Source organism: Streptomyces sp. ML-6, assembly GCF_030116705.1.
Classification (GTDB): Bacteria; Actinomycetota; Actinomycetes; order Streptomycetales; family Streptomycetaceae; genus Streptomyces.
Window position 1 is genome coordinate 907,964 of the sequence record NZ_JAOTIK010000002.1, and the last position, 25,975, is coordinate 933,938.

16 protein-coding genes are annotated in these 25,975 nt (G+C 72.0%); 9 read left to right on the forward strand and 7 right to left on the reverse strand.

What is annotated here, in order from left to right; translation table 11 throughout:
• Positions 1 to 3: 3 nt before the first annotated feature.
• The gene (locus OCT49_RS37720) at positions 4 to 2,529 is read right to left on the reverse strand and encodes a helix-turn-helix transcriptional regulator (protein ID WP_349632844.1); all 2,526 of its coding nucleotides are present in this window, start codon (positions 2,527 to 2,529) and stop codon (positions 4 to 6) included.
• A gap of 1,010 nt (positions 2,530 to 3,539) precedes the next feature.
• Here OCT49_RS37720 and OCT49_RS37725 point away from each other — a divergent pair.
• Genes OCT49_RS37725 through OCT49_RS37740 form a run of 4 tightly spaced genes read left to right on the forward strand, consistent with a single transcriptional unit; the run spans position 3,540 to position 15,690 of the window.
• Positions 3,540 to 4,814 carry a cytochrome P450 family protein gene (locus OCT49_RS37725; protein ID WP_283856682.1) on the forward strand — a complete coding sequence of 425 codons (1,275 nt, stop codon included), beginning with the start codon at positions 3,540 to 3,542 and terminating at the stop codon, positions 4,812 to 4,814.
• A complete protein-coding gene (locus tag OCT49_RS37730; protein ID WP_283856683.1) occupies positions 4,811 to 6,931 on the forward strand; it encodes a beta-ketoacyl synthase N-terminal-like domain-containing protein in 2,121 nt (706 codons plus the stop codon). The genes OCT49_RS37725 and OCT49_RS37730 overlap by 4 nt, the downstream gene beginning before the upstream one ends.
• Positions 6,924 to 13,796: a type I polyketide synthase gene (locus tag OCT49_RS37735; RefSeq protein WP_283856684.1), complete on the forward strand. Its 6,873-nt coding sequence runs from the start codon at positions 6,924 to 6,926 to the stop codon at positions 13,794 to 13,796. Before OCT49_RS37730 ends, OCT49_RS37735 begins: the two co-directional genes overlap by 8 nt.
• The gene (locus tag OCT49_RS37740) at positions 13,780 to 15,690 is read left to right on the forward strand and encodes a non-ribosomal peptide synthetase (protein WP_283856685.1); all 1,911 of its coding nucleotides are present in this window, start codon (positions 13,780 to 13,782) and stop codon (positions 15,688 to 15,690) included. The genes OCT49_RS37735 and OCT49_RS37740 overlap by 17 nt, the downstream gene beginning before the upstream one ends.
• A 171-nt stretch (positions 15,691 to 15,861) precedes the next feature.
• Here the strand turns inward: OCT49_RS37740 and OCT49_RS37745 are convergent, their stop codons facing one another.
• From OCT49_RS37745 to OCT49_RS37755, 3 genes are all read right to left on the reverse strand, one after another.
• On the reverse strand, positions 15,862 to 16,341 hold the full coding sequence (locus OCT49_RS37745; RefSeq protein WP_349632845.1) for a hypothetical protein: 480 nt from the start codon (positions 16,339 to 16,341) through the stop codon (positions 15,862 to 15,864).
• The gene (locus OCT49_RS37750) at positions 16,338 to 17,828 is read right to left on the reverse strand and encodes an ATP-binding protein (protein WP_283856778.1); all 1,491 of its coding nucleotides are present in this window, start codon (positions 17,826 to 17,828) and stop codon (positions 16,338 to 16,340) included. The genes OCT49_RS37745 and OCT49_RS37750 overlap by 4 nt, the downstream gene beginning before the upstream one ends.
• 71 nt (positions 17,829 to 17,899) lie before the next feature.
• Positions 17,900 to 18,592: a response regulator transcription factor gene (locus tag OCT49_RS37755; RefSeq protein ID WP_283856686.1), complete on the reverse strand. Its 693-nt coding sequence runs from the start codon at positions 18,590 to 18,592 to the stop codon at positions 17,900 to 17,902.
• Positions 18,593 to 18,687: 95 nt separating this feature from the next.
• Here OCT49_RS37755 and OCT49_RS37760 point away from each other — a divergent pair, with 95 nt between their 5' ends.
• The 4 genes from OCT49_RS37760 to OCT49_RS37775 are packed head-to-tail and all read left to right on the forward strand — an operon-like array spanning position 18,688 to position 22,446.
• On the forward strand, positions 18,688 to 19,377 hold the full coding sequence (locus OCT49_RS37760; RefSeq protein ID WP_502963514.1) for a hypothetical protein: 690 nt from the start codon (positions 18,688 to 18,690) through the stop codon (positions 19,375 to 19,377).
• The gene (locus tag OCT49_RS37765) at positions 19,374 to 20,447 is read left to right on the forward strand and encodes a peptidoglycan-binding protein (RefSeq protein WP_283856687.1); all 1,074 of its coding nucleotides are present in this window, start codon (positions 19,374 to 19,376) and stop codon (positions 20,445 to 20,447) included. The genes OCT49_RS37760 and OCT49_RS37765 overlap by 4 nt, the downstream gene beginning before the upstream one ends.
• Positions 20,444 to 21,256, forward strand: a complete 813-nt coding sequence (locus tag OCT49_RS37770) for an ABC transporter ATP-binding protein (RefSeq protein ID WP_283856688.1) — start codon at positions 20,444 to 20,446, stop codon at positions 21,254 to 21,256. The genes OCT49_RS37765 and OCT49_RS37770 overlap by 4 nt, the downstream gene beginning before the upstream one ends.
• Positions 21,253 to 22,446: an ABC transporter permease gene (locus tag OCT49_RS37775; protein WP_283856689.1), complete on the forward strand. Its 1,194-nt coding sequence runs from the start codon at positions 21,253 to 21,255 to the stop codon at positions 22,444 to 22,446. The genes OCT49_RS37770 and OCT49_RS37775 overlap by 4 nt, the downstream gene beginning before the upstream one ends.
• A 50-nt stretch (positions 22,447 to 22,496) precedes the next feature.
• Here OCT49_RS37775 and OCT49_RS37780 read toward each other — a convergent pair whose 3' ends face one another.
• The 3 genes from OCT49_RS37780 to OCT49_RS37790 all read right to left on the reverse strand — a co-directional run bounded on the left by OCT49_RS37780 (position 22,497) and on the right by OCT49_RS37790 (position 24,622).
• Positions 22,497 to 23,087 carry an SMI1/KNR4 family protein gene (locus tag OCT49_RS37780; RefSeq protein WP_283856690.1) on the reverse strand — a complete coding sequence of 197 codons (591 nt, stop codon included), beginning with the start codon at positions 23,085 to 23,087 and terminating at the stop codon, positions 22,497 to 22,499.
• Positions 23,088 to 23,145: 58 nt separating this feature from the next.
• A complete protein-coding gene (locus tag OCT49_RS37785) occupies positions 23,146 to 23,712 on the reverse strand; it encodes an SMI1/KNR4 family protein (protein ID WP_283856780.1) in 567 nt (188 codons plus the stop codon).
• A gap of 253 nt (positions 23,713 to 23,965) precedes the next feature.
• Complete coding sequence (locus OCT49_RS37790) at positions 23,966 to 24,622, reverse strand: maleylpyruvate isomerase N-terminal domain-containing protein (protein WP_283856691.1); 657 nt, start codon at positions 24,620 to 24,622, stop codon at positions 23,966 to 23,968.
• 300 nt (positions 24,623 to 24,922) lie between these two features.
• Here OCT49_RS37790 and OCT49_RS37795 point away from each other — a divergent pair, with 300 nt between their 5' ends.
• Positions 24,923 to 25,909, forward strand: coding sequence for an alpha/beta fold hydrolase (locus OCT49_RS37795; protein WP_283856692.1), 987 nt, complete (start codon positions 24,923 to 24,925; stop codon positions 25,907 to 25,909).
• Positions 25,910 to 25,975 lie beyond the last annotated feature (66 nt).

Sequence of the window (25,975 nt, forward strand, 5' to 3'; positions counted from 1 at the left end):
CGCTCATGCCCGCAGGACGGCCGCCGAGTTCAGCGCCGGGGAGAGTCCCGTACGGCCCCGCACCCCCAGCTTCCGGTAGACACGGGTCAGATGCTGCTCGACGGTACTGGGGGTGACCCCGAGCTGTTCGGCGATCTCCCGGTTGGTGAGACCCTCCTGCGCGAGCTGGGCCACCCGGTGTTCGGCCCTGCTCAGCGCAGGAAGCTCTTCGGTCACCACCGGCGGCCTCGCGCAGACGCCGCACAACCGGTCGTACAGCGCCTGCGCCTGCTTGCGCAGCCACGGACTGCCCGTGTCGGGCTGGGCGAGCTCCTCGGTCAGGAGGCGCACCGCCTCGTCCCTGTCGCCGAGTTCGGCGAGCGCTTCGGCGGCGTGGACGCGCCAGGCCGTGAAGACGGACACCCTGAGGTTCCACGCGTCCATCAGGTCCCGGCACGCGTAGAAATCGCCGAGCGCCGCCTGGTGGCGCCCCGCGGCCAGGTGGAGGCGGCCCCGTGCCTGCAGGTAGTGCAGTCCGGGCAGGGACTGGAACATCAACTGGGGTACGGGGGTGCGGAAGCACTCGGCCGCCGCGTCGAGATCCCCGAGACCGGTGCAGGCGAGAACCTTGGCGGAGAGCGGCAGGCCGATGGCCACCCCCCAGGCCGAGGGAGGCAGGAGTGCCAGGGCCTGTTCCGCGCGGGTCAGGGCGGTCGTGAAATTGCCCAGCCAGCTCTCCAGGATCGCGCTGGCGGCCAGCAGGAGCGCCTGACAGGTGGTCGTGTATTCCGAGCGGTCCACGACCAGCCGGTCGCACCAGTCCGCGGCCCGGGCGAGGCGCGCGGCGCGAATCAGCGAGATCAACGCGGCCATCGTCGGGGCCAGCTGCGGTCGATGCGGCACCTGTGCCTGCAGGAGCTGCTCGGCGGCCTCGCAGGCGTCCTCGGTGGGGCCCTCGGCCAGGAGTGAGGCGAGCACCAGCGCCCCGTCCCACTGCGGATCCACGGACACGATGCCCTGGCCCGGATCGTGCGGGGGCTCCAGGGGGTCGTCCCGGTAGCGCGCGCCGTAAGTGGGAAAGAAGTACGCGAACCAGACGCGCAGGGCCTTCAGGCGGGCACGTGTGTCCTGGGACAACTCCTCCTGCACGGATTCGAGTTCGGTGAGGATGGCGCCGGCCTCCTGCGTCCGCCCCGACCACAGCAGATACATGCCCAGCAGCAGACTGTGTTCCCGGCTCAGCCGGCCGGCCCGATGCTCATCGAGCAGATCGGTCAGGTGCCAGCGCACCGCCCCGGGGTCCATCTCCCACTCCGCCTGCGCCAGTTCGGCCCGGACCACCGCACGGGTCGAGCCGTCGGCGGACGCGTCGTACGCGGAACGGAGGAAGGCGATGGCCCGCTCGGCGTCGTGCTCGTGCAGGGCCTGGGCGGCCGCTTCCCGCAGGGCTATGACGGCCCACGGTTCCGGGCCGGGCCGGGCGTGAATCAAATGGCCTGCCACTTCGCCCAGTTCGGCGTTGCTCTCGCGCAGTGCCAGCGCGGCGCTTCGATGCAGCAGTGCCCGTTCGTCGCCGGGAATTCTGTCCAGCACCACGTCACGCGCCGCCTCCAGGTGGTAGCGGAGGCCGTCGGTCAGACCGGCTGCATCCAGGGCATTGCGCGAACGCGCGGCCTCTCCGGCGGACATGCCCAGGTGGTGCAGCAGGCGCTCCACCCGCTCCGCGGTGGCCGACTCCCCGAGGACGGCGAGAGCCCGCGCGGTCCGCAGCCCGTCCTCGGTCATCAGACCGTGGAGGTACTGCACGGCGAACCGGACCGCGTCGCCCCCGGGAGGAGGAGGTACCGGGCCCCGGCCCGCTCCGCCGGAACCCGACCAGTCCTTCAGCAGCGCGTGCAGCAGAAGCGGGCTTCCTCCGGAGGCCCGACGCCACAGGGCCACGGTCCGGTCGCAGACGCCGCTCCCCATGTGCTCGACGAGCACTTCCTCGACACACGAAGCGCACAACGCGGCAAGGCGCACCAGTGAGCAGTTGGGATTGCGCATGTACTCGGCGGTCAGCAACAGGCTCTGCTGGGGGAGAGCGGAACTTCCGGTGAGCAGGACGAGAACGCGCAGAGGGGCCACCCGGTGGATGACGTAGAGCAGACACCGCAGGGACTCGTGGTCCATCTCGTGGATGTCGTCGACGGTGACGATCACGGGGGTGCGCTCGGCGAGCAGACTGACGGCATCGTGCACCGCAGCGGCGACCTGGGCCGACGAATCGCACATGGCCGCGATCTCGTCCATGGAGCAACCCAGGGAGGACAGGAGCTGGGCGACGACGCCCAGCGGGGACGAGCGCTCCGCAGCCGATGCCGTGGCGCTCAGCACAGTGGCGCCCGCCCGTTCGGCCCGGCCTTTGACGTAGTCGACCACCCCGGTCTTCCCGACCCCGGGGGGCCCGAGAACCAGAGCGGCCTGTCCCCTACCGTCACGGGCATTCCTAAAAAGTCTGTCAAGAAGTTGTTGGGCTCGACATCGCTCTGCCAACTCCATTCCGGACATCGCTCCTTTTCAGACACCTGTTTTCGGCCGTGTGTACTGTTCATGCAATCAGAGCATGCCCCGCGAGGTTTCCCCTATCCCAGTGATTTTCACGATGTCGAGGCCCGCGCGCCGCGATGCCGCAGGGGCCGTGGCCGGATCGGTCGGGGTCCCGGGGCGCGGAGAATTAGGGGTGGCTCCCACCCCCCTAATCATCAAAGCCTTTCCGGATGAGGGCTTCTTGCGACACGTCCGGGCATTGGCTAGCGTGCGAACGCCTCACGAAACCTCTCCCGGCAGTGCGGTATGCGTATGACACAGGGGCGCTTGCCCGGGAAAAACCCAGCCCTATACCGGATTTGTGGGAACGGGTCCCGACCGGCAGTAGTGAAGGGATGACGGAACAGTGGACTCATGGTTTGCCGCCCCGGGCGCCGTGACACCGCTCGGCGGGGACGTGCCGAGGGCATGGGCCGCAATGCGGAGCGGTGCCGACGGAATTGGGCGCAGGGCGGACGGGTGGACCCGGGGGCTGTCCGTCCGGATCGCCGGGAGCCCCGCGGCGGATCCCGCCGCCGGCCGGGCGCGAACCGGAGTCCGTCGACTCGACCGTACGGGGCGGATCGCCCCCGGCACGGCCCGGGGAGGCCCAGCAGGAAGCCGACTCTCCGGAACTTTCCCCTGACCGCCACGCCATGTCGTCGGGGCCGGCGGGTCCGCCCCTCGTGGGGGCCGGCGGGGTGGAGGGCCTGCGGGTCCGCCCCCGCCGCCCGCACCACCGTCCCGGGCTGTGGCGGGACGGGCGCGCGCCATGACCCCGGCGCCGTGCGGCGGTGCCCTCCAGCGACCCGCGACCCGCGACCCGCGACCTGCGGGAAACGGATGCGCGCATCGATCCGAATGCGGTCACGGACGAGCTGCGCACGGGACGGTTCGGGGCCGTATTGGTCAATTCCTTCGGATTTGACGGGTGCGGCATCCCGCTCACCCCCGGCCATGCCCGACATTCACGAGACCCTTGGAAGAAACCCATGAAATCCGAGATGCACGAGAAGTGTCCCATCCGTCTCGACGTCGATTTCTACAGAGATCCGCACTCCGTCTACCGGGCGATAAATAAAAACGGAAACAAGCCCACCCGGGTCGTTCTCGAAACGGGTATGGCCTATCTGCCGCCGAACCTGCACGCCTGGCTGGTGACTTCCTGCGAGGACGTCGAATTCGTGCTGCGGGACCCTCGGTTCCGTAAAAGCATAGAAGAAGCCATGCCGTTGTTCGCGTCGAGCGCCCGGGACAACGGACAGGGGCAGGACCGGAGCTCGCTGCTCTACGACAACATGGCGAACAACGACCCACCGATCCATACCGCCCTGCGCAAGCCGCTCAACAGTCACTTCACCGCGCGGGCCGTGGCGCCCAAGCGCCGGGCCATGCGGGAACTGGCCGATTCGGTCCTGGACTCCGTCGTGGGACAGGAGTCGTTCGACCTCGTCCAGGACTTCGCCTTCCCCTACTCGATCGGAGTCATCTGCGACACGCTCGGGGTTCCGCGCGAGGACCGCGAGACGTTCCACCACTGGGTACAGACGATCACCGGTGACGCGGCCCCCGAGGTGCTCCGGCGTGATGCGCAGCGGATGGTCGGCTATCTGCGCGGCCTCATCGCGCGGCGACGCGGGACGGGCACCGACGACATCCTGACGCAACTCGCCGTCTCGCTCACCGAGCCGCAGGCGGTCGCCCAGGCGTACGCGCTGCTCGCCGCCGGGTACGAGACCTCGGCGAACCTGATCGTCACGGGGCTGCTGGCGCTGGAGTCGGACCCGGAGCAGAAGGCCCGCGTCTGGCAGGACCGTTCGCTCGTGCCGACCGCCGTGGAGGAGATGCTGCGCCATCAGTCCCCCTTCAACCTGTCGCTGTACCGGTACGCCACCGAGTCGGTCGACGTGGGCGGGGTGACCATCCCGGCCGGCTCCATCGTGTTCCTGGCCTTCGCCGCGGCCAACCGCGACGAGGCGCGTTTCGAGGACCCCGACCGCTTCACGGTCGACGAGCCGCGCCGTGAACACCTGGCCTTCGGCGGCGGCATCCACAACTGCATCGGAAAACACCTCGCGCGCCTGGAGGCGGAAGTCGCGTTCGACGCCCTTGTCCGACGCTGCCCGGAACTCTCCGTCCGCACCCCGCCCCAGGACATGGAGTGGAAGGCCAGCCCCACCTTCCGGGGACTCAGGAACCTCGTCGTCGCCCCGGGACCCCGGCCGTCCCGCCCGGGCCCGGCAGAAGCAGCTGGAGCAGCCCGATGACCGCACCGACCCACCGGCAACGACCGGCACCGTCGTACGGGGAACCGGGCGCCGTCCCCATGGCTGTCATCGGTCTGTCGTGCCACTTCCCCGGCGCCACCGACCCGGGAAAGTTCTGGCGCAACCTCATGTCCGCGACGGACAGCGTGGGCACCGCTCCGCCCGGTCGCTGGGAGGAGCGCGTCGGACCCGCGCCCGCCGAACTCCGCACCTCCATACGGCACGGCGGCTTCATCGAGGGCATCGACCAGTTCGACGCCAGGTTCTTCGGCATCGCCCGGCGCGAGGCGGAGCACATGGACCCGCAACAGCGACTCCTGCTGGAACTCGCGTGGCAGGCACTGGAGGACGCCGCTGTTTCCCCGCACCAACTGCGCGCGACGCGCTGGGGCGTCTACGTGGGAGCGTGCGCCGACGACTTCAGGACGCAGTACTTCGCCTCCGGGCGCCTCGACAGGTTCGGGCACATGGGTTCGAGCCGTTCGCTGCTGGCGGGGCGCGTCTCCCACCACCTCGGCCTGCGCGGCCCCAGCGAGGTCGTCGACACCGGCCAGTCGTCCTCCCTGTGCGCCGTCCACCGGGCGATCGCGGGTCTGCGGCTGGACGAATGCGATGCCGCGCTCGTCGCCGGCGTCAACCTCAACCTCCTGCCGGACGTCACCGACCAGATTCAGCTCTGGGGCGGCCTGTCTCCCGACGGCCGCTGCCGCACCTTCGACGAGCAGGCCGACGGATACGTCCGCGCCGAAGGGGGCGGAGTCGTCGTGCTCAAGCCGCTGGAGACCGCCGTACGCGACGGCGACCACGTCTACTGCGTGGTGCGCGGCAGTGCCACCAACAACGACGGGGGCCGAGCCGGTCTCGGCATCCCCAGCCCGGACGCCCAGCGCGAGGTGATCGAAGCCGCCCACCGCGTCGCGGGAGTCACGGGGGCGTCGGTCGGCTACGTCGAACTGCACGGCACGGGCACGCCCGTGGGAGATCCGGTCGAGGCCGCCGCCCTCGGCGAGGCCATCGGAAAGCGGCGCTCGCGGACCACACCGTTGCTCGTGGGCTCGGTCAAGTCGAACATCGGGCACCTGGAGTCGGCGGCGGGCATCGCCGGATTCATCAAGGCCTGCCTGGCACTGCACCACGGGCAGCTGCCGCCCACCCTGCACCACCACCGAAGCCCCCGGGAACTGCCGTTGGGGGACCTCAACCTCCGGGTCGTCGGTGCGGACCGGGAGGAGAACCTGGGAGCCGGCGAAGTCGTCGGGGTCAGTTCGTTCGGGATGGGCGGCACCAACGTCCATGTCGTCCTGGCGAGTCCACCCGATACGACGGACCCTTCCGGGCGCCCCGCCCCGGACACCGTGTGGTGTCTTTCCGGCCGCACCCGCGAAGCGGTCCGCGCACTGGCCCGCGCCTTCCTCGAACACCCCTTTCCCGGGGAGCGCTGCACCGTGGGCGATGTGGCGTGGTCCCTCGCCCAGCGGGACGAGGGCGAACACCGGGCCGCGGTGGTCGGCGGCTGCTGGGACGAGATGCGCGACGGGCTGCGCAAGGTCGTGGCGGGCCACGACCTGGCCATTCCGGAGGACTGGCTCCACGAGGGAGGAACCGACCGGCTCGCCCGGGTCTCCGTCGCCGGCGCCTACGCCGCCCACGGAAACCTCGCCGAGGTCGCGGCCCGCCTGGGAACAGGACTGCGCAAGGTGCCCGGCCTGCCCACGTACCCCTTCGAACACGACACCTTTCACGGACCCACCCCGCCCCGCCCCGCCGCACCGGCCCCCGCGCTGCCGGAAGAGGCCCCGGAGGACTTCCCCGCCCGCCCCCTGCTCGACGACTGGGAGAAGACCGCCGACCCCTCGGAACGGCTCTGGCTCATCCGCTCCTTCCTGGAGCACACCCTCCTCGGTGTCCTGGGCGAGACGGGCGACGAGCCCCCGCGCGTGGACCCCGACAGCACCTTCGAGGACCTGGGGGTCGACTCCATGTCCCTGCTGGAGCTCCATGACCTCGTCACGGCCGCCACCGCGGTGCGACTCCCGGAGTCCGCGCTCTTCGACCACCCGACGATCAACGACCTCACGGCACACCTGAACACCGAACTGGAGGCACTGCGTGGCTGAGAACACAACGGGGCCCGAGGACATAGCCGTCGTGGGCATGGCCTGCCGCTACCCCGGCGGCATGAACACCCCGGAACAGCTGTGGGCGATGGTCGACGAGGGCCGGGACGCCATCACCGACTTTCCCGACAACCGCGAGTGGCACACCGAGGACCTCTACGACCCGAGCTTTGTGCGACAGGGCGGGTTCCTCCACGACGCGGACGTCTTCGACGCCGAATTCTTCGGGATCAGGCCCGCCGAGGCGATCTCCATGGACCCGCAGCAGAGGGTGCTCCTGCAGGTCGCCTGGGAGGCGGTCGAACGGGCGGGCATCGTTCCCTCGAGCCTGAAGGGCTCCCGGACCGGCGTCTTCGTCGGGCTGATGCCGAACGAGTACGGAATGCCGCTGTGGAAGTGGCAGGACACGACGGCCGGGTTCATGGGGACCGGCACCTCACCGAGCGTGGCGTCCGGACGGATCGCCTACCTCCTGGGCCTGGAAGGCCCCGCCCTGACCATCGACACCGCCTGCTCGTCGTCCGGCGTGGCGATCCACACCGCCGTCCGGTCCCTGCGCAGCGGCGAGACGGACCTGGCGCTCACGGGCGGCTGTACCGTGCTCACCGGGCCCGGCATGTTCGTGGACTACGCCAAGAAGGGCGCCCTCTCACCGGACGGGCGCTGCCGCACCTTCTCCGACACCGCCAACGGAACCGTCTGGGCCGAAGGCGCGGGCGTCCTCGTCCTGGAACGCCTCTCGGAGGCCCGGCGCAACGGGCGCCGCATCCTCGGCGTCATCAAGGGGACCGCCGTCAACCAGGACGGTGCGAGCAACGGCCTCACCGCACCGAGCGGCAGGGCCCAGGTCAAGGTGATCCAGCAGGCGCTCGCCGACGCCCGGCTCGCGCCCGGCGCGATCCAGCTGGTGGAGGCGCACGGTACGGCCACCAAGCTCGGCGATCCCATCGAGGCCAACGCCATTCAGGCCACCTACGGAGCGGACCGCGGCGACGAACCCGTGTGGATCGGCTCGTTCAAGTCGAACGTCGGCCACACCATGGCCGCGGCGGGGGTCGGCGGCGTCATCAAATGCCTGAGCGCGATGCGCGCCGGCACCATGCCCAAGACGCTGCACGTCGAGAACCTCAACTCCCACGTGGACTGGTCCTCCTCGGTGAACGTCCTGCGGGAGAGCAGGCCATGGCCCGCGGAAACGGACGGCCGGCGCCGGTGCGCCGTCTCCTCGTTCGGCGTCAGCGGCACCAACTCCCATGTCATCCTGGAGAGTTGGCAGGAGGAGTCGACGGCTCCCACGCCCCCGGCGGACACCTCCGACCACGAAACGCAGGTGCTCACCCTCTCCGCCAGAACACCGGCCGCGCTGCGTTTGCACGCCACCAGGATCGCCGCACACCTCACCTCCGGGACCTCGTCCGTGGCGGCGACCGCCCAGACACTCGCGACCCGGCGCGAGCACTACCCCCACCGCGCCGTGGCCGTCGCGGGAGGACGGGAGAACCTGGCCGCCGCGCTCCGGGCGTTCGCCGACGACACCGACTCCCCGGAAGTCATGCACGCCGAGGCCCGGCGCATTCGGCGCCCGGTCTTCGTGTTCCCCGGCCAGGGATCCCAGTGGGACGCCATGGCCGTGCAGCTCCTGAAGAGCTCCGACGTCTTCCGGCTGAGGGTCGAGGAGGTCGCGGGAGCCTTCAAGCCCTACCTCGATTACGACGTGCTGGCAGTGCTCAGGGGCGAGGACCGGGAGACGGACCGGGAACGCACGGACGTCGTCCAGCCGCTCATCTTCACCATGATGCTGGGTCTCGCGTCGATGTGGGGGCTCGCCGGTGTCCGGCCCGCCGCGGTGGTCGGTCACTCCCAGGGCGAGGTCGCCGCCGCCTGCCTCGCCGGTGCGCTCAGCCTCGACGGGGCGGCCCGGGTGGTCGCCTGCCGCAGCCGCATTCTGGAGAACGAGGGACGCGGGGGCATGGTGGCCGTGGCGCTCGACGCCGAGGAGGCGGTGACCGCCACCCGCGAGGCGGATGCGCGGCTCACCGTCGCGGCGATCAACGGGCCCGCTTTCACCATCCTGTCCGGTGACGACGAACCCGGTGTGCGACGTCTGCTGGACCAGTGCGAGGACCGGGACGTCTACGCCCGCCGGGTTCCGGCCAAGTGCGCCTCGCACTCCCCCGTCATGGCCGAACTCGAAGGCCCGATCAAGGCCGGACTCGACAACCTCCAGACGTCCGCGGAGGACGTGACCTTCTTCTCCACGGTCGAGGGCGACCGGGTGCGCGGCCAGGATCTGACCGCCGCGTACTGGTACCGGAACCTGCGCGAGCCGGTCCGGTTCGCCGAGACCGTCGCGACCATGGTGTCGCACGGCTACGACGCCTTCATCGAGATCAGCCCCCATCCCGTGCTCCTCACCTCGCTGCACCAGATCCTGGAACAGGCCGGCAGCGACGCCCCGGTGTGCGCGACCCTCCGCCGGGACCAGGGTTCGTACGAGCGGTTCCTGACGGCCGCCGCCGAAGCCCACGTACAGGGGCACGACATCGACTGGGCCGCCCTGCACACCGGTACCTGGTCCGGGGCTCCGGTTCCGGAGGACCTTCCCACCTACCCGTTCGCAGGACGCCGGTTCTGGCTCCCGTCCCAGATGGACGCCATGGCCGCCCCCGCGCCGACCACCGTTCGGCCGAGTCCGGACAGGACGCGGATATCGGCCGGCGGCCACCCGTTCCTGACCTCCGTGCTCGAAACGGTCGACGGCACCACGGTGCTGAGCGGGCGGCTGTCCGTCCGCAGCCACCCGTGGTTGCTGGATCACCGGGTCGAGGACACGCCCCTGCTGCCCGGCACAGCCTTCGCGGAACTGCTGCTGTCGGCGGGGCGCGAACTCGACTGTCCCGCCCTCGACGAGATGGTGCTCCGGGACCCGCTGCTCCTGCCGGTGGACGGGGCCCGGGTGGAGGTACAGGTGACCGCGCGCCCCGCCGACGAACAGGGGCAGCGGGCCGTGGCCGTGTACTCGCGCCCGACGGCCGGCACCGAGTGGCGGCAGCACGCGGAGGGCCTGGTGTCCCCCGGAACCGAGCGGCCGACCCCCGCCGGTCTCCCGGCCGGACCGGGTGCCGGACGCCTGGAAACCGGCACGCTGTACTCGCGGCTGCGCGAGAGGGGCTACGGCTACGGCGATGCGTTCCAGGGCGTACGCGAGGGAGAGCACGGCGACGGCTGGAGCCGCTCCCGCGTGGTCCTCCCGGACAGCGCCCGTATCGACCACAGCGGCTTCGCGCTGCACCCGGCACTGTCCGACGCGGCCCTGCACGCCGCCGTGGCCTGTGGCCTGATCGACACGCCGGAGGCCGGGGACATCGCGGTCCCCTTCGTCTTCAACGGCGTGCGCACCGGTGACCGCGACGACGCCGACCAGTGCTGGGCCGTTGCCCGGCGAGTCGCCCCCGACGCGATCGCCCTCACCCTGACCGACGACGACGGACACGTGCTGCTGAGCGTCGACCGCATGGTGGTTCGCGGCCTCGAACGACCCGCCCGGCAGCCGGAGCGGGACGAGGCCGGGCTCTACACGACCGACTGGGCGGAGGCCGAGGGCGAACCCGGCGCGAAACGCCGTCTGTGCGTCGTGGGCGCCGACGGGCCGCTCGCCCCGTCCCTGCGTGCCACCGCACACGACGGGATCACCGTGGCCACGCTCGGCGAAGCCGTCATGGTCGTCAGGGCGTTGCCCGGTGACTGGCAGGTCGTCCTGGCCGCCCCGTCCACCGGCTCCGGGACCGCGGCCCACGTCCATGACACGGCGGAGTGGACGCTGAAGGCCGTCCAGCAATGGATGCTCGCCGAGGACCTCGCCGGACGGGCCCAGCTCACGTTCGTCACCCGGAACAGCGTGGCCGTGCCCGGCGACGACGCGCACGACCTGGCATCGGCCGCTCTGTGGGGGATGGTGCGCACCGCGCAGACCGAGACCCCGGGGCACATCCGCGTCATCGACGTCGACGACGCCGCGGTCGCCGGACCGGGCCCGATCGAGGCGGCGTTGCAACGGTCCGAGGCCCAGCTGGCCGTGCGCGCCGGCCGGGTACTGCGCCCGTATCTGTGGCCGCACGCCCCCGTCGCCGACGCCTTCCCGGACTGCGGCGACGGCACCGTCGTGATCACCGGTGGCACCGGCACGATCGGCCGTGCCCTGGCCCGCCACCTCGTCACCCGGAGGTCCGTACGGTCCGTGGCCCTGCTCAGCCGCAGCGGCCGGCAGGCCCCCGGCATCGCGGCCGTCACCTCCGAACTGGAGCGCCTGGGCGCCTCGGTCCGCGTGTGCGAGGCCGACGTCACCGACGCGGAGCGCCTGCGCACGATCCTGGCCGAACTGCGCACGGAACGTCCCCTGGCCGGCGTCGTCCATGCCGCGGGGCTCCTCGACGACGCCATCGTGCCGAACATGACCCCCGGACAACTGCGACGGGTCCTGGCGAGCAAGGTCGACTCGGCACTCGCCCTGGACGCCGCGACCCGTGAGGACGACCTCCGCTTCTTCACCGTCTTCTCCTCCCTGTACGGCGTGCTCGGGGGCCCCGGGCAGGCCAACTACGCTGCGGCGAACACCTTCTTGGACCACTTCGCACAATGGCGCCGGGCCCGGGGCCGGCCGGCGAACTCCGTCGCCTGGGGGCTGTGGGACGAGGCGACGGGCATGACGGGCCACCTCAACGAGGCGGATCTGCTGCGACTGCGGCGCAACGGAGTGGCGCCGTTCACGGTGCCGGAGGGACTCGCCCTGTTCGATGCCGCACTCAGCAGCGGCACCACCGCCGTGACAGCGGCGCGTCTCGCGGTGTCCGACACGGCGGAGGACGGCCCGTTCCTGTTCTCCCGCCTCGCGGAAATCGAAGCGGCGCGGACCGGGAAGGCCCGGACCGGGAAGGCCCGGACGCCCACCCCCACCGTCGTCCCACCGGTGCCGGTTCCGCAGGAGCTGCGGGAGACGAGGGAGACGAGGGAGCCGCGGGAGACGTGTAAGACGCACGAGAAACAGATGACGCAGCAGGCGCACGAGAAACAGGTGACGCGGCAGGCACAGGAAGCGCAGGGGGCGCCCACCGTTTCCGCTCAGCCGCGTGCCGGCGCGGCCCGGCCCACCCGTCCGCAGGAGACGGCCGCCATCCTCGATCTCCTGAACTCGGCGGAGGCCTCCCACGACCAACGCGTCGCCGGCCTGCTCGCGGTGGTCAAGGAGAGCGTGGCCGAACTGCTCGGCACCGAGCCCCGGCGCGTGGATGCCCAGCAGTCCTTCTACGAGATGGGCTTCGACTCCCTGACCTCCATGGAGCTGCGCGTCCGTCTCGGCCGCAGGCTCGACATCCGGCTGGGCGCCACCGTGGTCTTCGACCACCCGACTCCGGAGGCACTCGTCTCCCACGTCGTGGAGCTCTTCCGGCCCGACGACGGGCAGGAGTCGGACGACTCCGAGGAGTCCGACCCAGGCCGGGTCACCGAACCGGGCTCCGCGCCGGCCCCGGCGGCGGACGAGCCCTCCGCGCCCGACTTCGCCCCGTTTCCCCTGACCAAGCTGCAGGAAGCGTATCTCGCGGGGCGGGCGGGCGACTTCGAACTGGGCAATGTCTCCACGTACTTGTACGTGGAGGTCGACCTGACCGACTTCGACGTGGCGGCAGCCGGGCGCGCGCTCGACCGGCTCGTACGGCGTCACCCGATGCTGCGGGCCGTCTTCGACCCGAAGAGCGGGAGCCAGCGGGTGCTGGGCACGGTGCCACGGGTGTCGATCCCCGTCGAGAACCTGACCCGGCTCACCGAGGACGAGCGCGAGAAGAGGCTCGCCGCGATACACACGGAGCTGAAGGCCAAGGAGTTCGACGTCACGACCTGGCCCTTGTTCATGGTGCGTGCCACGGTCATCAGCCCGACCGTGACGCGACTGCACTTCGGCATCGACGTCCTCGTCTCGGACGGCAGCAGCACCTCCGTCCTCTTTCGGGAATGGGCGCAGCTCCATGAAGCCCCGGACCGGGAACTCCCCGAACTCCGGTCCGGATTCGACCAGTTCGTGCTCGGAATGCGCGAGCAGGCCACCACGGCGGAAAGCGGGCGGAGCAGGTTGTACTGGGAAGACCGGCTCCCGAGCCTGCCCCCTGCTCCGGAACTGCCCCTCGCCGTCCGCCTCGCCGATGTACGACGCCCCGTGTTCACCAACCGCTTCGTACGCATCGAGGCCCCGGACTGGGAACGGTTCAGGCGCAATGCCGCGGCAGCCGGTCTGACGGCGTCGGGCGCGGTGCTGGGGGCGTACTGCCACGTGCTCGCCGCATGGTCCAAGACACCGGACTTCACGGTCACCTGCCTGGTGTCGCAGCGGGACGCGCCAGCCGGCGTGGACACATCGAACGTCATGGGGAACTTCTCCTCCACCAGCCTGCTCGAAGTGCATGTCGACCAGGCCGCTCCGTTCCGGGACACGGCCCGGCGGATCCAGCGCCGGTTGATGCAGGACATGGAACACACGGCCCACTCCGGCCTCGACGTGCTCAGGGACCTCGGCCGCAGGGACGCGAGCGCGGGGCGGGCGCGTATGCCGGTCGTCTTCAACAGCACGATCGGTGGGGCCCCGGCGGGCGGCCGGGAGACCGGACCGGTGGGCTGGCTGTGCCGCATGGGGAAAACCGGCACACCGGTATGGAGCGGGGTCCGCACCCCGCAAGTCATCCTCGACCACACGGCGTTCGAGGAGAACGGAGGTCTGATCCTCAACTGGGACGTGGTGGAGGAAGTGTTCCCGGAGGGTGTCGTGGACGGCATGTTCGCGGCCTACGAAAGGCTGATTCGTGAACTCTGTCGCTGACTCTGTCGCCGGCTCCGCCTGGCTCGCGCCCGCCTGGGCGAACGACCCCGAGCTGGGCCCCGGCAGGCTCCGGCCCGCTCCGGAGCCCGAGTTCCCCCCGGACCACACGCTCCACTCCCGTTTCGCCGAACGGGCTGCGCGTACCCCCGACGCCGTCGCCGTGATCGCCCGGGACCGGCGGCTCAGCTATGCCGACGTCGACGCGGAATCGGCTCGTGTGGCGTCCCTCCTGGCAGGACACGGCACCACCACGGGAACGCTGGTCGGCGTGGTGATGCACAAGGGATGGGAGCAGGTGGTCGGCAGCCTGGGCGTGCTGCGGGCGGGAGGCGCGTACGTCCCCATGGACCCGCACTGGCCGGCCCGGCGTCTGGCCGACGTGATCGCGGCCGCGGGACTGGACACGATCCTCACCCAGCCCGCGGTGCGCGACGCCGTCGACTGGCCCGAGGGCCTCACGGTGCTGGACGTCGAGGCGCCCACCCCGTTCGGGAGGAACGCGGCCCGCACGGCGCCGGACCGCCCGGTGACACCTCGTGACGTCGCGTACGTGATCTACACCTCGGGCTCCACGGGCGTCCCGAAAGGGGTGGTGATCGAGCACGGGCCGGCGGTCAACACGATCCTGGACGTCAACGACGAGCTGTCGCTCACCGCGCACGACCGCGTTCTCGGCCTCTCGGCCCTCCACTTCGACCTGTCGGTCTACGACATCTTCGGCCCCCTCTCCGTCGGCGGCGCGGTCGTGCTGCCCGGTCCGCAGGACGCGCGCGAACCCGGCAACTGGCTCTCCCTGATGGCCGAGGAGGGCGTCACGGTGTGGAACGGCGTTCCCGCCCTGATGGCCATGGTGTGCGAGTACCTGACGTCGTCGCAGTACCCGGACCCCCGGCCCCCGGACGCCCCGTCCGCACTGCGCGCCGTCCTCATGAGCGGGGACTGGATTCCCGTGGCCCTGCCCGGCGAGATCCGGCGCTTCTTCCCCCGGGCACAACAGTGGAGCCTGGGAGGCGCGACCGAGGCTTCGATCTGGTCGATCCGGCACCGGATCGTGCCCGAGGACATGGCGTTGCCGTCCATCCCCTATGGCACGTCCATGCGGAACCAGAAGGTCTTCGTGGCGGACACGCTCCTACGGCCACGCCCCACCTGGGTCGTGGGGGAGATCTGCATCGCCGGCACCGGCCTGGCCCGTGAGTACCTCGGCGACGAGGAGAAGACGGCGAAGAGCTTCACCGTCTCCCCGCACACCGGGGAACGCGTGTACCGGACCGGTGACTGGGGACGTCTCCTGCCCAACGGCGAGATCGAGTTCCTCGGTCGCGACGACATGCAGGTCAAGATCGGTGGCCACCGGGTCGAGCTGGGTGATGTGGAAGCCGCGCTGCTGCGGTGCCCGGAGGTCGCGGGCGCTGTCGTCACGGCCCCGGGCGACCGCAGGCGCAGGCGGCTCGTGGCGCACGTCGTGCTGGAGGCGGGCGCCGGGCGGACGGGCGCGGACATCAAGAAGGCCGCAGGGGAGCTCCTGCCGCCGTACATGGTCCCGGCCCTGGTGACCGTGTGGGACGCCCTGCCCCTGACGGCGAACGGGAAGGTCGACCGCGCCTCGCTGGCCCGGCACGAGGAGGAACCGGACACGGAGGACGAGAACGCACGCCCGGCCACGGCGGAGGAGCGGACCCTGCTCTCGTTGTGGAAAGGGTTCTTCGAGACGTCCTCGCTCTCCGTCCTGGACAACTTCTTCGAACTGGGCGGAGATTCCCTGCAGGCCGTACGGCTGATGGCGAAGGTGAGGGAGGAACTGGACGTCTCCCTGCCGGTTTCGGCGCTCTTCTCCGCGCCGACGGTCCGGTCCCTGGCGGCCCGCGTACAGGAATCGCGCGCGGCCGCGTAACCGCACGGGTGTCCGGCCGGTGCCGGTGACACCGGCCGGACACCTTTCTCGGGCGGCGGACCGGCACCGGGGAGCCGTGCGCGAGGAGCGAGGGCCGCGCTCCTGCTCAAGGACCCGCCGCACAGCGAACCCGCCCGCCCGGTCCGCCGTCGCGAACCCGCCCGGCCCGGCTCACCTGTTGAGGAAGTCCGCACACCGGTAGGGGCCCAGCGCGGCGCCCTCGGACGGCCGCAGGGTCACCTCCACGTCATCGGGCCCGACCTCCGGTTCGAGCACGGACTGGGCGCGTGCCAGCGTGCACACCAGCTGGCCCGTGCCCTGGTCGCGCCCCGAGTCGCCGTAGAGGCCGTCGATCCCGACCGTCACCCGGGCGCCCGAGCCGGTCGCCGAGTAGCCGCCGAGACGGACGAGGGAGATGAGCCCCTCCGGCGGCTCCTGGCCGAGCAGCTTCAGCACCCCGTTGAGGTCGTCGACCTCCCTGTCGATCAGGGGCACCGCGCGCAGCCCGTCGGCGGACGCGTAGTACAGCCGCATGCCGCGCGTCAGCCCGGACGCGGGTTCGCCCGCGTCCACCACCCCGGTCGGCTGGACCCCGCACCCCACCAGGACCATCCCCAACACGGCAGCCGCCCCCGCCGGTCGCACCCTCACTCCGCGTCCTCTCCCGTCCGTCGCAGGGGCAGCCGCAGCGTGAACACCGCGCCGCGCCGCGGCCCGTCGGCGGCCGTGCCGGTCACCTCGGCCGTACCAGCGGCCTCGGCCATGTCGCTCACCTCGATCGTGCCGCCGTGCAGCCGGGCGTTCTCCAGCGCGATCGCCGTACCGAGACCGCTGCCCTGTCCGCTGTCGTCGGCCGCACCGCGCGTGCGGGCCGCGTCCGCCTTGTAGAACCGGTCGAAGACCCGCTCCCGCGCCTCGGGCGGCAGCCCGGGGCCGTGATCGGCGACGGAGAGGACCACCCACTCCCCGTCCGCCGCCCGGGACGTCCCGAGGGTCACGGTGACCGGCGGGGCGCCGTGCCGCAGCGCGTTGCCCACCAGGTTCGCCACGATCACATCGATCCGGCGCCGGTCCACCACCGCCCGCACGCCCTCGCGAAGATCCGTCCGCACCCGGTCCGTCCAGCCGCGCAACGCCAGCGACGCCCGTACGGTGTCGGCGAGGTCGGTCTCGGCCGCGTTCAGCCGCACCGCCCCGGCGTCGAAGCGGGAGATCTCCATCAGGTCCTCGACCAGCCGGGACAGCCGGGCCGTCTCCGCGCCGACGGTACGGGCCGCCCGCGCCGCGTCCGGCGGCAACTGGTCGGCGTCCTCCTCCAGGACGGTCGCCACCATCGTCATCGCCGCGAGGGGCGTGCGCAGCTCGTGCGACACGTCCGCCACGAAACGGCGCGCCTTCGCTTCCTGCTCGCGCAGCTCCGCGTCGGACGCCTGGAGGGCGTCGGCGGTCTCGTTGAACGTCCGCGCCAGATCGGCGAGTTCGTCGCGCCCGGTGACGGCGACCCGGCTGCCGAGGTCCCCGGCCGCCAGCTCGCGGGTGGCCCGGCCCAGCTTCCGCACCGGACGCAGGACCGTCCCCGCCGCCAGCAGCGCCAGGACGGCGGCCAGCAGGACCACCGGCACGATGCCGGCCCGTACGGAGTCGAGCAGGGCGGCCGTGTCCTCGCTCTCGGCCCGCAGATCGGTGATCGCGTAGACCTCCAGACCGGAGGCCCGGCGGTCCCCGTCGGCGAACATGACGGGCGTGCCGACGATCAGGTAGGGCTCGCCCCGCCACCGCACCCGCTGGAACCCCGCGCCGTCACCGGTCATGACGGCGGCGCGCAGCTCGACGGTGATCCGGGACTTCGTGTCGGCGAGCGAGTCGGAGGTGGCGGACAGGTCCTGGTAGCGGGCGACCACGATCTTCCCGCCGACGCGCTCCGACACCTTCGACGCGAACCGGGACAGCGACCGCTGGTCGGGCGGCAGGTCGAAGTCGGCGGCCACCGCGCCGACCTGTTTCCGGAAGTCGTCCACGGCCGCGTTCTGGGTGCGCTGGAGGACGGCGGTGCGGGCGTCCCGGTAGGCGAGGGCGGTCGCGGTCGCCGCGCTGAGGAGGGCGACGACGACGAAGGCGACGAGGAGCCGTACCCGCAGGCCCCCGGTGAACTGCCGACGACGCCGCTCCGGAGCACGACCCCCGCCCCTGCCGCCGCCGCTCGTACGGCTCACAGCGGCCCGAAGCGGTAGCCGAAGCCCCGCACCGTCTGCACGTACCGGGGCTTGGACGGTACGTCCTCCAGCTTGGCCCGCAGCCGCCCCACCGCCGCGTCCACCAGCCGCGAATCGCCCAGGAAGGTGTGGTCCCACACCGATTCGAGGAGCTGCTCGCGGCTGAGGACCCGGCCGGGGGAGGCCGACAGCTCCAGCAGCAGCCGCAGCTCGGTGGGCGGCAGCGGGACGGGGGTGCCGTTCTTGGTGACGGTCAGCCCGGCGCGGTCGATCACCAGCCCGGCGAGATCGGCGTCCGGGCCCCGGCGCGCCGACGGCTCCGCCCGGCGCAGCGCGGCCCGGATGCGGGCCTCCAGCACGGGCGCGGTGACCGGCTTGACCACGTAGTCGTCGGCGCCCGCCTCCAGACCCGTCACGATGTCGTGGTCGTCGCCGCGCGCCGTCAGCATGATGATCGGCAGGGCGGCGGTCCGGGCCCGGATGCGGCGGCACACCTCGAAGCCGTCCATGCCGGGCAGCATCAGGTCCAGCACGGCCAGCTCGACCTTCCTGCCGGCCGGGCCGTCGAGCAGGGCGAGGGCCAGCTCCCCGGTGGCGGCGGTCTCTACGTCGTATCCGTGCCGACGCAGCACGAGCTCCATCCCGTCCCGTACGGACATGTCGTCCTCGATGAGCAGTACATGCGGCATGGGGCCGATTATGGGCATGCCGCAACCGTTTCCCCCACCCCGGACCGGGACGGAGGCCCAGGCCGGAGGCATTGTTACGTTCCCATCATGTGGCCATGGACGGGCCATCATCCGCGGCGGCGAGCGTGGGACGCATGAACTTCCCCGACACGAACCCCCGTGCCACCGCCCGGCTGCGCCTGGCCACCCTCGTGGCACTGCCCCTCCTCGCACTCTCCGTCGCCTGCGGTGGCGGCGAATCCGACGGGGCGGACAAGAAGGACACCGCGATCGCCGACGTACCGGACGCCCCGACGGCGGGCACCGGGAAGGACGACGACGGGCCGAGCGCCCCGCCCGCCGGCAAGAGCGCCTTCTACGACGCCCAGCTGAAGTACGTCCAGTGCATGCGCGCCAAGGGCGGCTACAAGGACTTCCCCGACCCCAAGCTCAGCGGGTACCTCGACTGGGACAAGGTCAACGAGATCGGTGCCCAGCCCGGCCGCAACGCGGGCATCAAGGGCGGCAGGAACGGTGTCTGCGTGACCGAGCTGCAGGACGCCCTGGCGGCCGAGCCCGAACGCGACCAGCAGAAGTCCTACGAGTCGATGCTCGCGCACGCCAAGTGCATGCGTGACAACGGCGTCTCCCGGTTCACCAACCCGACCATGAGCGGCGGCAACGCCCAGCCGGGCGGCGACCCGAACCCGATGTCCCCGTCCATCGACTCGAACTCGCCGGCCTACAAGAAGGCCCGCGAGACGTGCGCGCCGAAGCTGCTCGACGGTCTGGACGGCATGCAGTGAGGCGCGGCACCGCTCTGCGCGCGCTCGGCGCGGCAACCGCCGCCGTCGCCGTCACCGGGGGAGTCCTGCTCCTCGGCGACAGCGGTGGGGACACCCCGGGGCGCGGCGACGACCTGCCGCCCGCCACCACGACCGTCGTCCGCACCGACCTCGTGCAGTCCAAGACGGTCGACGGCAGGCTCGACTTCGCGCAGCGCCGCCCGGTCAAGTCCGCCGTCGAGGGCACCGTCACGGTGGCCGCCGTCGAGGGGCGGACACTGACCAGGGGACAGGCGCTGTACGAGCTGAACGACAAGCCCGTCACCCTCCTCTACGGGCCGGTCCCGATGTTCCGCGAGATGAAGACCGGCGACCGGGGCAGCGACGTGCTCCAGCTGGAGCGCAACCTGCGGGACCTGGGCTACGGGGCGGGGCTGTACGTCGACGTCTGGTACGACAAGGACACCGAGGCCGCCGTCAAGCGGTGGCAGAAGTCCCTCAACCGCGACACCACCGGCCGGGTCGGCAAGGGCGACGTGGTCTTCCAGCCGGGACCGGTCAAGGTGGTCTCCGCCGACGCGGCGCTCGCCGACCAGGTGGGCCCCGACGGACCGGTCCTGACGGTCGCCTCCACCAAACCCGTCGTACGGGCACAGCTGGACCAGACCGACGGCCCGCTCACCTCGTCCGGCACCAAGGTCGAGGTCACCCTGCCGAGCGGGCGGACCGTGGCCGGCAAGGTCGCGGGAACGGTACGCCCGGAGGAGTCCGGGTCCGGCGGCGCGGGCGCCGAGGAGGGCATCACCGTCGAGGTCGTCCTGGAGGGCGGGGCGAAGGCCGTGTCCGGCGAGGACCCCAAGACACCGGCGAGCGTGAAGTTCGTCAGCGAGGCGCGCGAGGGCGTCCTCGCGGTACCCGTCGAGGCGGTCGTCGCCCTGCGGGGCGAGAACGGCGGCTACGGCCTCCAGATCGTCCGGGGCACCACGTCGAAGATGGTGCGGGTCGAGACGGGCATGACCGCCGACGGGCAGATCGAGGTCAGCGGCCCGGACCTGCGCGAGGGCCTGAAGGTCGGGGTGGCGGCGTCATGACGGTGCCCCCGGTGGTCGAACTGCGGGCCGCCACCAAGTCGTACCCCGGCGGCGTCCACGCCCTGCGCGGAGTGGACCTCACCGTCGAGGCGGGCGAACTGCTCGCCGTCGTCGGCCCGTCCGGCTCCGGCAAGTCCACGATGCTCAACATCATGGGCACCCTCGACAAGCCCACCACGGGCACCGTCAGGATCGCCGGGTACGACGTGTCCGGGCTCTCCGACTCCCGGCTCTCCGCACTGCGCGCCCGCCACATCGGCTTCGTGTTCCAGCACTTCCACCTGGCGACGGGCCGCGACGCGGTGGACAACGTCGCCGACGGGCTGCTGTACGGGGGCGTACCGCTGAGGCAACGGCGCGCGCGGGCGCGGGAGGCCCTGGCCAGGGTGCGACTGGACCACCGCGCCTCGCACACGCCGAACGAACTGTCCGGCGGCGAGAAGCAACGCGTGGCCATCGCCCGCGCCCTGGTGGGAAATCCTTGGCTGCTGCTGGCGGACGAACCCACCGGGGCGCTGGACACCGCGTCCGGCGGGATCGTCATGGAGCTGCTGCACGAGCTGAACGCCTCCGGCACCACCGTCTGCGTGATCACCCACGACAACGAGATCGCGGACGCGCTGCCGCGCCGGGTCCGCTTCAGGGACGGCGAGATCGTCTCGGACACCCGCTCCGGGGCGCGTTCGTCGGCCTCGGACACGGCTTCAGGTACGGGCTCGGCCCCGGGTTCCGGCAGGGGCTTCGGTGGGGGCCGGGGCGCGAGTCCGGGTACCTCCCCCGCCTCCCGCCCGACGGAGGACGGCACATGAGCAACGACCTCAGGCCCTCCCGCCTCTCGCCCCGCGACGTCCTCCGCGTCGGCGCGGTCGGTCTCCGCGCCCGCCGGGCGCGCGTGGTGCTCTCGGCGCTCGGCATCGCCATCGGCATCGCGACCATGGTCGCGGTCGTCGGCCTGTCCGAGTCGAGCCGCGCGGACCTGATGGCCCGGCTCGACCGCCTCGGCACCAACCTCCTCACCGCCGAGGCGGGCAAGAACGCCCTGGGGGATGAGGTGAAGCTCCCCAAGAGCGCGGTCGCGATGGTCGAGCGCATCGGGCCGGTGCAGCACGCCACGGCCACTGCCGACATCGACGTCCGCATCCGCCGCAGCGACGTGGTCCCCGAGGAACGCACCGCGGGCGTCACCGCCCAGGCGGTCCGCCGCGACCTGCTGTCCGCGCTCGGCGGCGAGGTGCACGAGGGCGGCTGGCTGGACCCGGCCGGCGAACGCCTCCCGACGACGGTCCTCGGCGCGGTGGCGGCGGACCGGCTGGGCATCACCCGCGTCGGCGAGACGATCATGATGAACGGGACCAGGGTGGCCGTCGTCGGCATCCTCGAACCGCTCGAACTGGTCCCCAACCTGGACCGGGTGGCCATGGTCGGATTCCCCGCCGCCGAACGCTACTTCGGCTTCGACGGCCACCCCACCACCGTCTTCGAGCGCTCCACGGACGCCTCGGTGGAGGACGTACGGGCGATCCTGGCCCGCACCATCAGCCCCGGCGAGGAGGCGGGCATCAAGGTCTCCCGCCCCTCGGACGCCCTGGCCGCCAAGGCCGCCACCGACGAGGGCCTGACGAACCTGATGCTCGGCCTGGGCGCGGTGGCCCTCCTGGTCGGCGGGGTGGGCGTCGCCAACACCATGGTCATCTCCGTCCTGGAGCGCCGCCAGGAGATCGGCCTGCGCCGCGCGCTGGGCGCGACCCGGGGAGCGATCCGGCTCCAGTTCCTGACCGAGTCACTGCTGCTCTCGGCGCTGGGCGGGGTGACGGGCGCGCTGCTGGGCGCGGCGGCGACGTACGGCTTCGCACGGTTCCAGGGATGGACGGCGGTGGTCCCGCCGCAATCCCTGGCGGGCGGCCTGGCCGCCACCCTCCTGATCGGCGTGGTCGCGGGCCTCTACCCGGCGATCCGGGCCTCCCGCCTCCACCCGACGGTGGCCCTGAACGCGGCCTGAGGCGGCCGGGGTCCGGGCGACGGGGTGCGGCACGCCCCGTCGCCCGGCCGTTACCAGGGATCCCCGGTGGACGGATCGAGCCCGGCCTCCCAACGCCGTTTCTCTTCACGCCAGTTGACGAACGAATGCTCCTTCGGCAGGACGACGCTGATCGTCTCCTCCTGGAACTCCTCATCGGTGAGCAGCCGGTGCAGGAACTCCGCCATCCCGAAGGGATGGACCTGGAAGGGGGGAGCGGTGTGGCGCCCGCACACCAGCACGGGCCACCGGTCGGGATCGTCGTCCGTGGTCAGCCAGCAGTAGATGTCCGCGCCGCTGGTGACGCCCCAGGCCAGGATGGACTCCGGGTCCACGTCGAGGGCCGCTCTCCCGCCGCGCATCTCCCAGGTGCCGCGGGCGTTCGCGGTCTCCTGCCGCAGACCGGACCCGTCCGACCAGGCGTCGGGCCGGGGAACCGGCAGCAGTATGCCGATGTCCCGGCTGAGCCGGCCCGCCCCGTACGTCTTCATGAAGGCGACGTAGTCGGCCGGGAACCGGGTGCCCCAGATCCCCTCGACCTCGCTCCAGTCGATCCGCTCGTCGACGCCGGGCGCCGTCGGGACGACCTGTTCGAGCGCCGCCGTTCCGGGTGTCGTGCTCACTGCCGCTCCCCCTCCTCCTGTACGTGTCCGTGGTGCCACGCCCCGAAGGGACCCGGTCTCACGCAGCGTCGTACCAGTCCTTGTCGGCCGCCCAGTGCCCGACCCAGCCGGCGAAGCCGGGCTCCGAGGTGGTGTGGCCGAACTCGGCGCCGAAGGGCACGGCGCCCTCGCCGCTGATGTTCCAGATGTGCCCGCGATGGGGGCCGGTGACGACGAGGTGCCAGTACATCCCGCATCCGTCGGTGCCCAGCACGATCGAGCCGTGGTAAAAGACCTGCTCCAGAACCGCGTCGATCTCCTCCTGGGGCCGCGGATCGTCCTCCTCCCCGTCCCACGCCCACGCGCCGGTCAACGGGAAGGGCTTGGCCAGTACGCGCTCGGGGCGGCCGTCCCCCCAGTCGGAGGGCATCTCGGTCAGGGCGACGAGTCCGTAGTACGGCGGCCCCGAGAAGGACCCGTCGCAGATCTCCGCGACGAACGTCCGGTACGGCTCGGGCAGCACGATCCCGTGCGCGGCCTCGAAGGCGCACACCGCGTCCCACCCCAGGGGCGGGGAGCACGAGTCGGTGTCGAAGGCGGCACGGAGCGCCTCCAGGTCGGCGGGGAGGGCGTGATCCACATTCATGGGCATGGAGCCCATGGGTATCACCCCCCACTGACACCGCCCGCCGCCGCCCCACGACCGTGCTCCCACCCAGGGCGACGACGACACCCCCCCCAATCCGTCGGCCCGGCCCCGAGGTTGCTCCGTCGTTTCCGGCTCCGGTCCCGGGCTGCCGGGAACGGTTCACCGGTCGGTGCGCGCATGCCCGCCGGGCACATGGACCTGGTCGACACGCGCCTGCCGCGACCGGCCGGACGCGCGCCTGCCGGGCCGGTCAGCCGAGGACGAACGGGAGCCGCGCGGCCAGTTCGCCCAACTCGGCCTTCTCCGCTTCGGTCGGGGCACGCCGCCCGGTGCCGATCAGCAGTGCGTCCTTGTCGGAGAACGACGGGGGGAACACCGCACCGGCGATCCTCTCCAGCATCTCGCGGGTCCGGGCGAGCCCCTCGGCGGGCGGCTCCGCGGCGTCCGGGAGGTACGCGATCAGGTCGAGGTGGTGCAGCGTCCACTCCAGGACGTACGCGGAGAGGTAGTCGCCCGTGGTGAGAACCTCGTCCCGGGTGCCGATCCGGCCCGCGGGGTCCGCGAGTCCGGCGGCGCGCCCGGCGGCCGAACCGATGTCGTCGAGGTGGAACTTGAGCAGCCACGGCTCCTGGTACGCGGCGGCCAGACGGACGGTCAGCGCATCGAGCGGGTCGTCGCCGGTCGGCGGCTCCGCGGTGACCTCCCAATAGGTCACGGCGTCCCGGGTCGGTTCCGTTCCGGCGGGGGTGGCGAGGGTGATCAGGACGTCCTGGGCGTCGATGACCAGGTGGCACACCAGGTCCCGCACGAGCCAGCCGGTGCAGCCGGACGGCCGTGCGAAGTCCTCGTCCGAGAGCTCGGCGACCGCTGTGCGCAACGCCGTCCAGGAGCGCGAGAAGAGATCCACGCCCGCAAACTAGCAGCGCCCGGCGCTTCGTGCGGGGCGTCCGCCTCATCGGGAACGACGAGGCGTCGCGGGCGGGGGCGCCGGGCGGGTGCCTTCGAAGCGCCGGAACGGCTCACGGTTTGCCGAAGCGGCAACAGGGCTCGCGGCGGTCCCCGTATCCGGCGCATGCTCGTGTTCCGGGCCGCGGTCCACAGTCCGCAGCCCGCGGCCGGCAGCCCGCGTCGTGCCACCCGTACCGACCGACCCGACCCGAGCGCCCCGTACCGAACGCCCCGTACCGAACGACACCACGGAGGATTCATGCCGCAGTCCACCTGGTCCACAGACATCACGCATCGACTGGTCGCCTCGCCCGCCGGCCGTATCCATCTGGTGGAACAGGGCACCGGGCCACTGGTGTTGCTGGTGCACGGGTTCCCGGAGTCCTGGTACTCCTGGCGCCACCAGCTTCCGGTGCTGGCCGCGGCCGGATACCGAGCGGTCGCCGTGGACGTCCGCGGCTACGGGCGTTCCTCCAAGCCCGGCGAGGTCGCCGCGTACCGGATGCTCGAACTGGTCGAGGACGCCGTCGCCGTGGTGCACGCGCTCGGGGAGCGGAGCGCGGTGATCGTCGGGCACGACTGGGGCTCGGCCATCGCCGCGCACTCCGCCCTCCTCCGGCCGGACGTCTTCCGCGCGGTCGGGCTGCTGAGCGTCCCCTACGCGCCGCCCGGCGGCCCGCGGCCCAGTGAGGTCTTCGCGCGGATGGGCGGGGACGACGAGTTCTACATCTCCCGCTTCCAGGAGCCCGGCCGGGCGGAGGCCGAGATCGAACCGGACGTCCGCAGCTGGCTCGCGGGCTTCTACGCCGCTTTCTCCGCCGACACGATGCCCGCCGCCGACGCCCCGGACCCGCACTTCGCGGGCCGCGGCGGGACGTTGCGCGACCGGTTCCCCGTCGACGGGCCGCCCGCCTGGCTGGGCGAGGACGATCTCGACTTCTACGCCGGGGAGTTCGAGCGGACCGGCATGAGCGGGGCGCTCAACCGGTACCGGAACATGGACCGGGACTGGGAGGACCTCGCCGGCTTCCGGGGCAGGCCCCTCACCCAGCCGTCCCTGTTCATCGGCGGGGCGCTGGACGCCTCCACCACCTGGCTGGCCGACGCGATCCGGGCGTACCCCACCACCCTGCCCGGTCTGGTCGCCTCGCACATCCTCGACGGCTGCGGGCACTGGATCCAGCAGGAGCGCCCCGAGGAGATCAACCGGATCCTGACCGACTGGCTGGCCGCCCTGCCCGCCTGAGACACGCCCTGCCCCGCCCTGCCCCGCACCGGCCGGTGCGGCGGGCGGGGAGCGGTCGGCGCGGCG

Excerpts from the sequence above, each read along its gene's own strand:
- OCT49_RS37720 (WP_349632844.1), bottom strand. The coding sequence starts at position 2,529 with ATGTCCGGAATGGAGTTGGCAGAGCGATGTCGAGCCCAACAACTTCTT.
- OCT49_RS37725 (WP_283856682.1), top strand. The coding sequence starts at position 3,540 with ATGAAATCCGAGATGCACGAGAAGTGTCCCATCCGTCTCGACGTCGAT.
- OCT49_RS37730 (WP_283856683.1), top strand. The coding sequence starts at position 4,811 with ATGACCGCACCGACCCACCGGCAACGACCGGCACCGTCGTACGGGGAA.
- OCT49_RS37755 (WP_283856686.1), bottom strand. The coding sequence starts at position 18,592 with ATGCCGCATGTACTGCTCATCGAGGACGACATGTCCGTACGGGACGGG.
- OCT49_RS37760 (WP_502963514.1), top strand. The coding sequence starts at position 18,688 with ATGGACGGGCCATCATCCGCGGCGGCGAGCGTGGGACGCATGAACTTC.
- OCT49_RS37770 (WP_283856688.1), top strand. The coding sequence starts at position 20,444 with ATGACGGTGCCCCCGGTGGTCGAACTGCGGGCCGCCACCAAGTCGTAC.
- OCT49_RS37775 (WP_283856689.1), top strand. The coding sequence starts at position 21,253 with ATGAGCAACGACCTCAGGCCCTCCCGCCTCTCGCCCCGCGACGTCCTC.
- OCT49_RS37785 (WP_283856780.1), bottom strand. The coding sequence starts at position 23,712 with ATGAATGTGGATCACGCCCTCCCCGCCGACCTGGAGGCGCTCCGTGCC.
- OCT49_RS37795 (WP_283856692.1), top strand. The coding sequence starts at position 24,923 with ATGCCGCAGTCCACCTGGTCCACAGACATCACGCATCGACTGGTCGCC.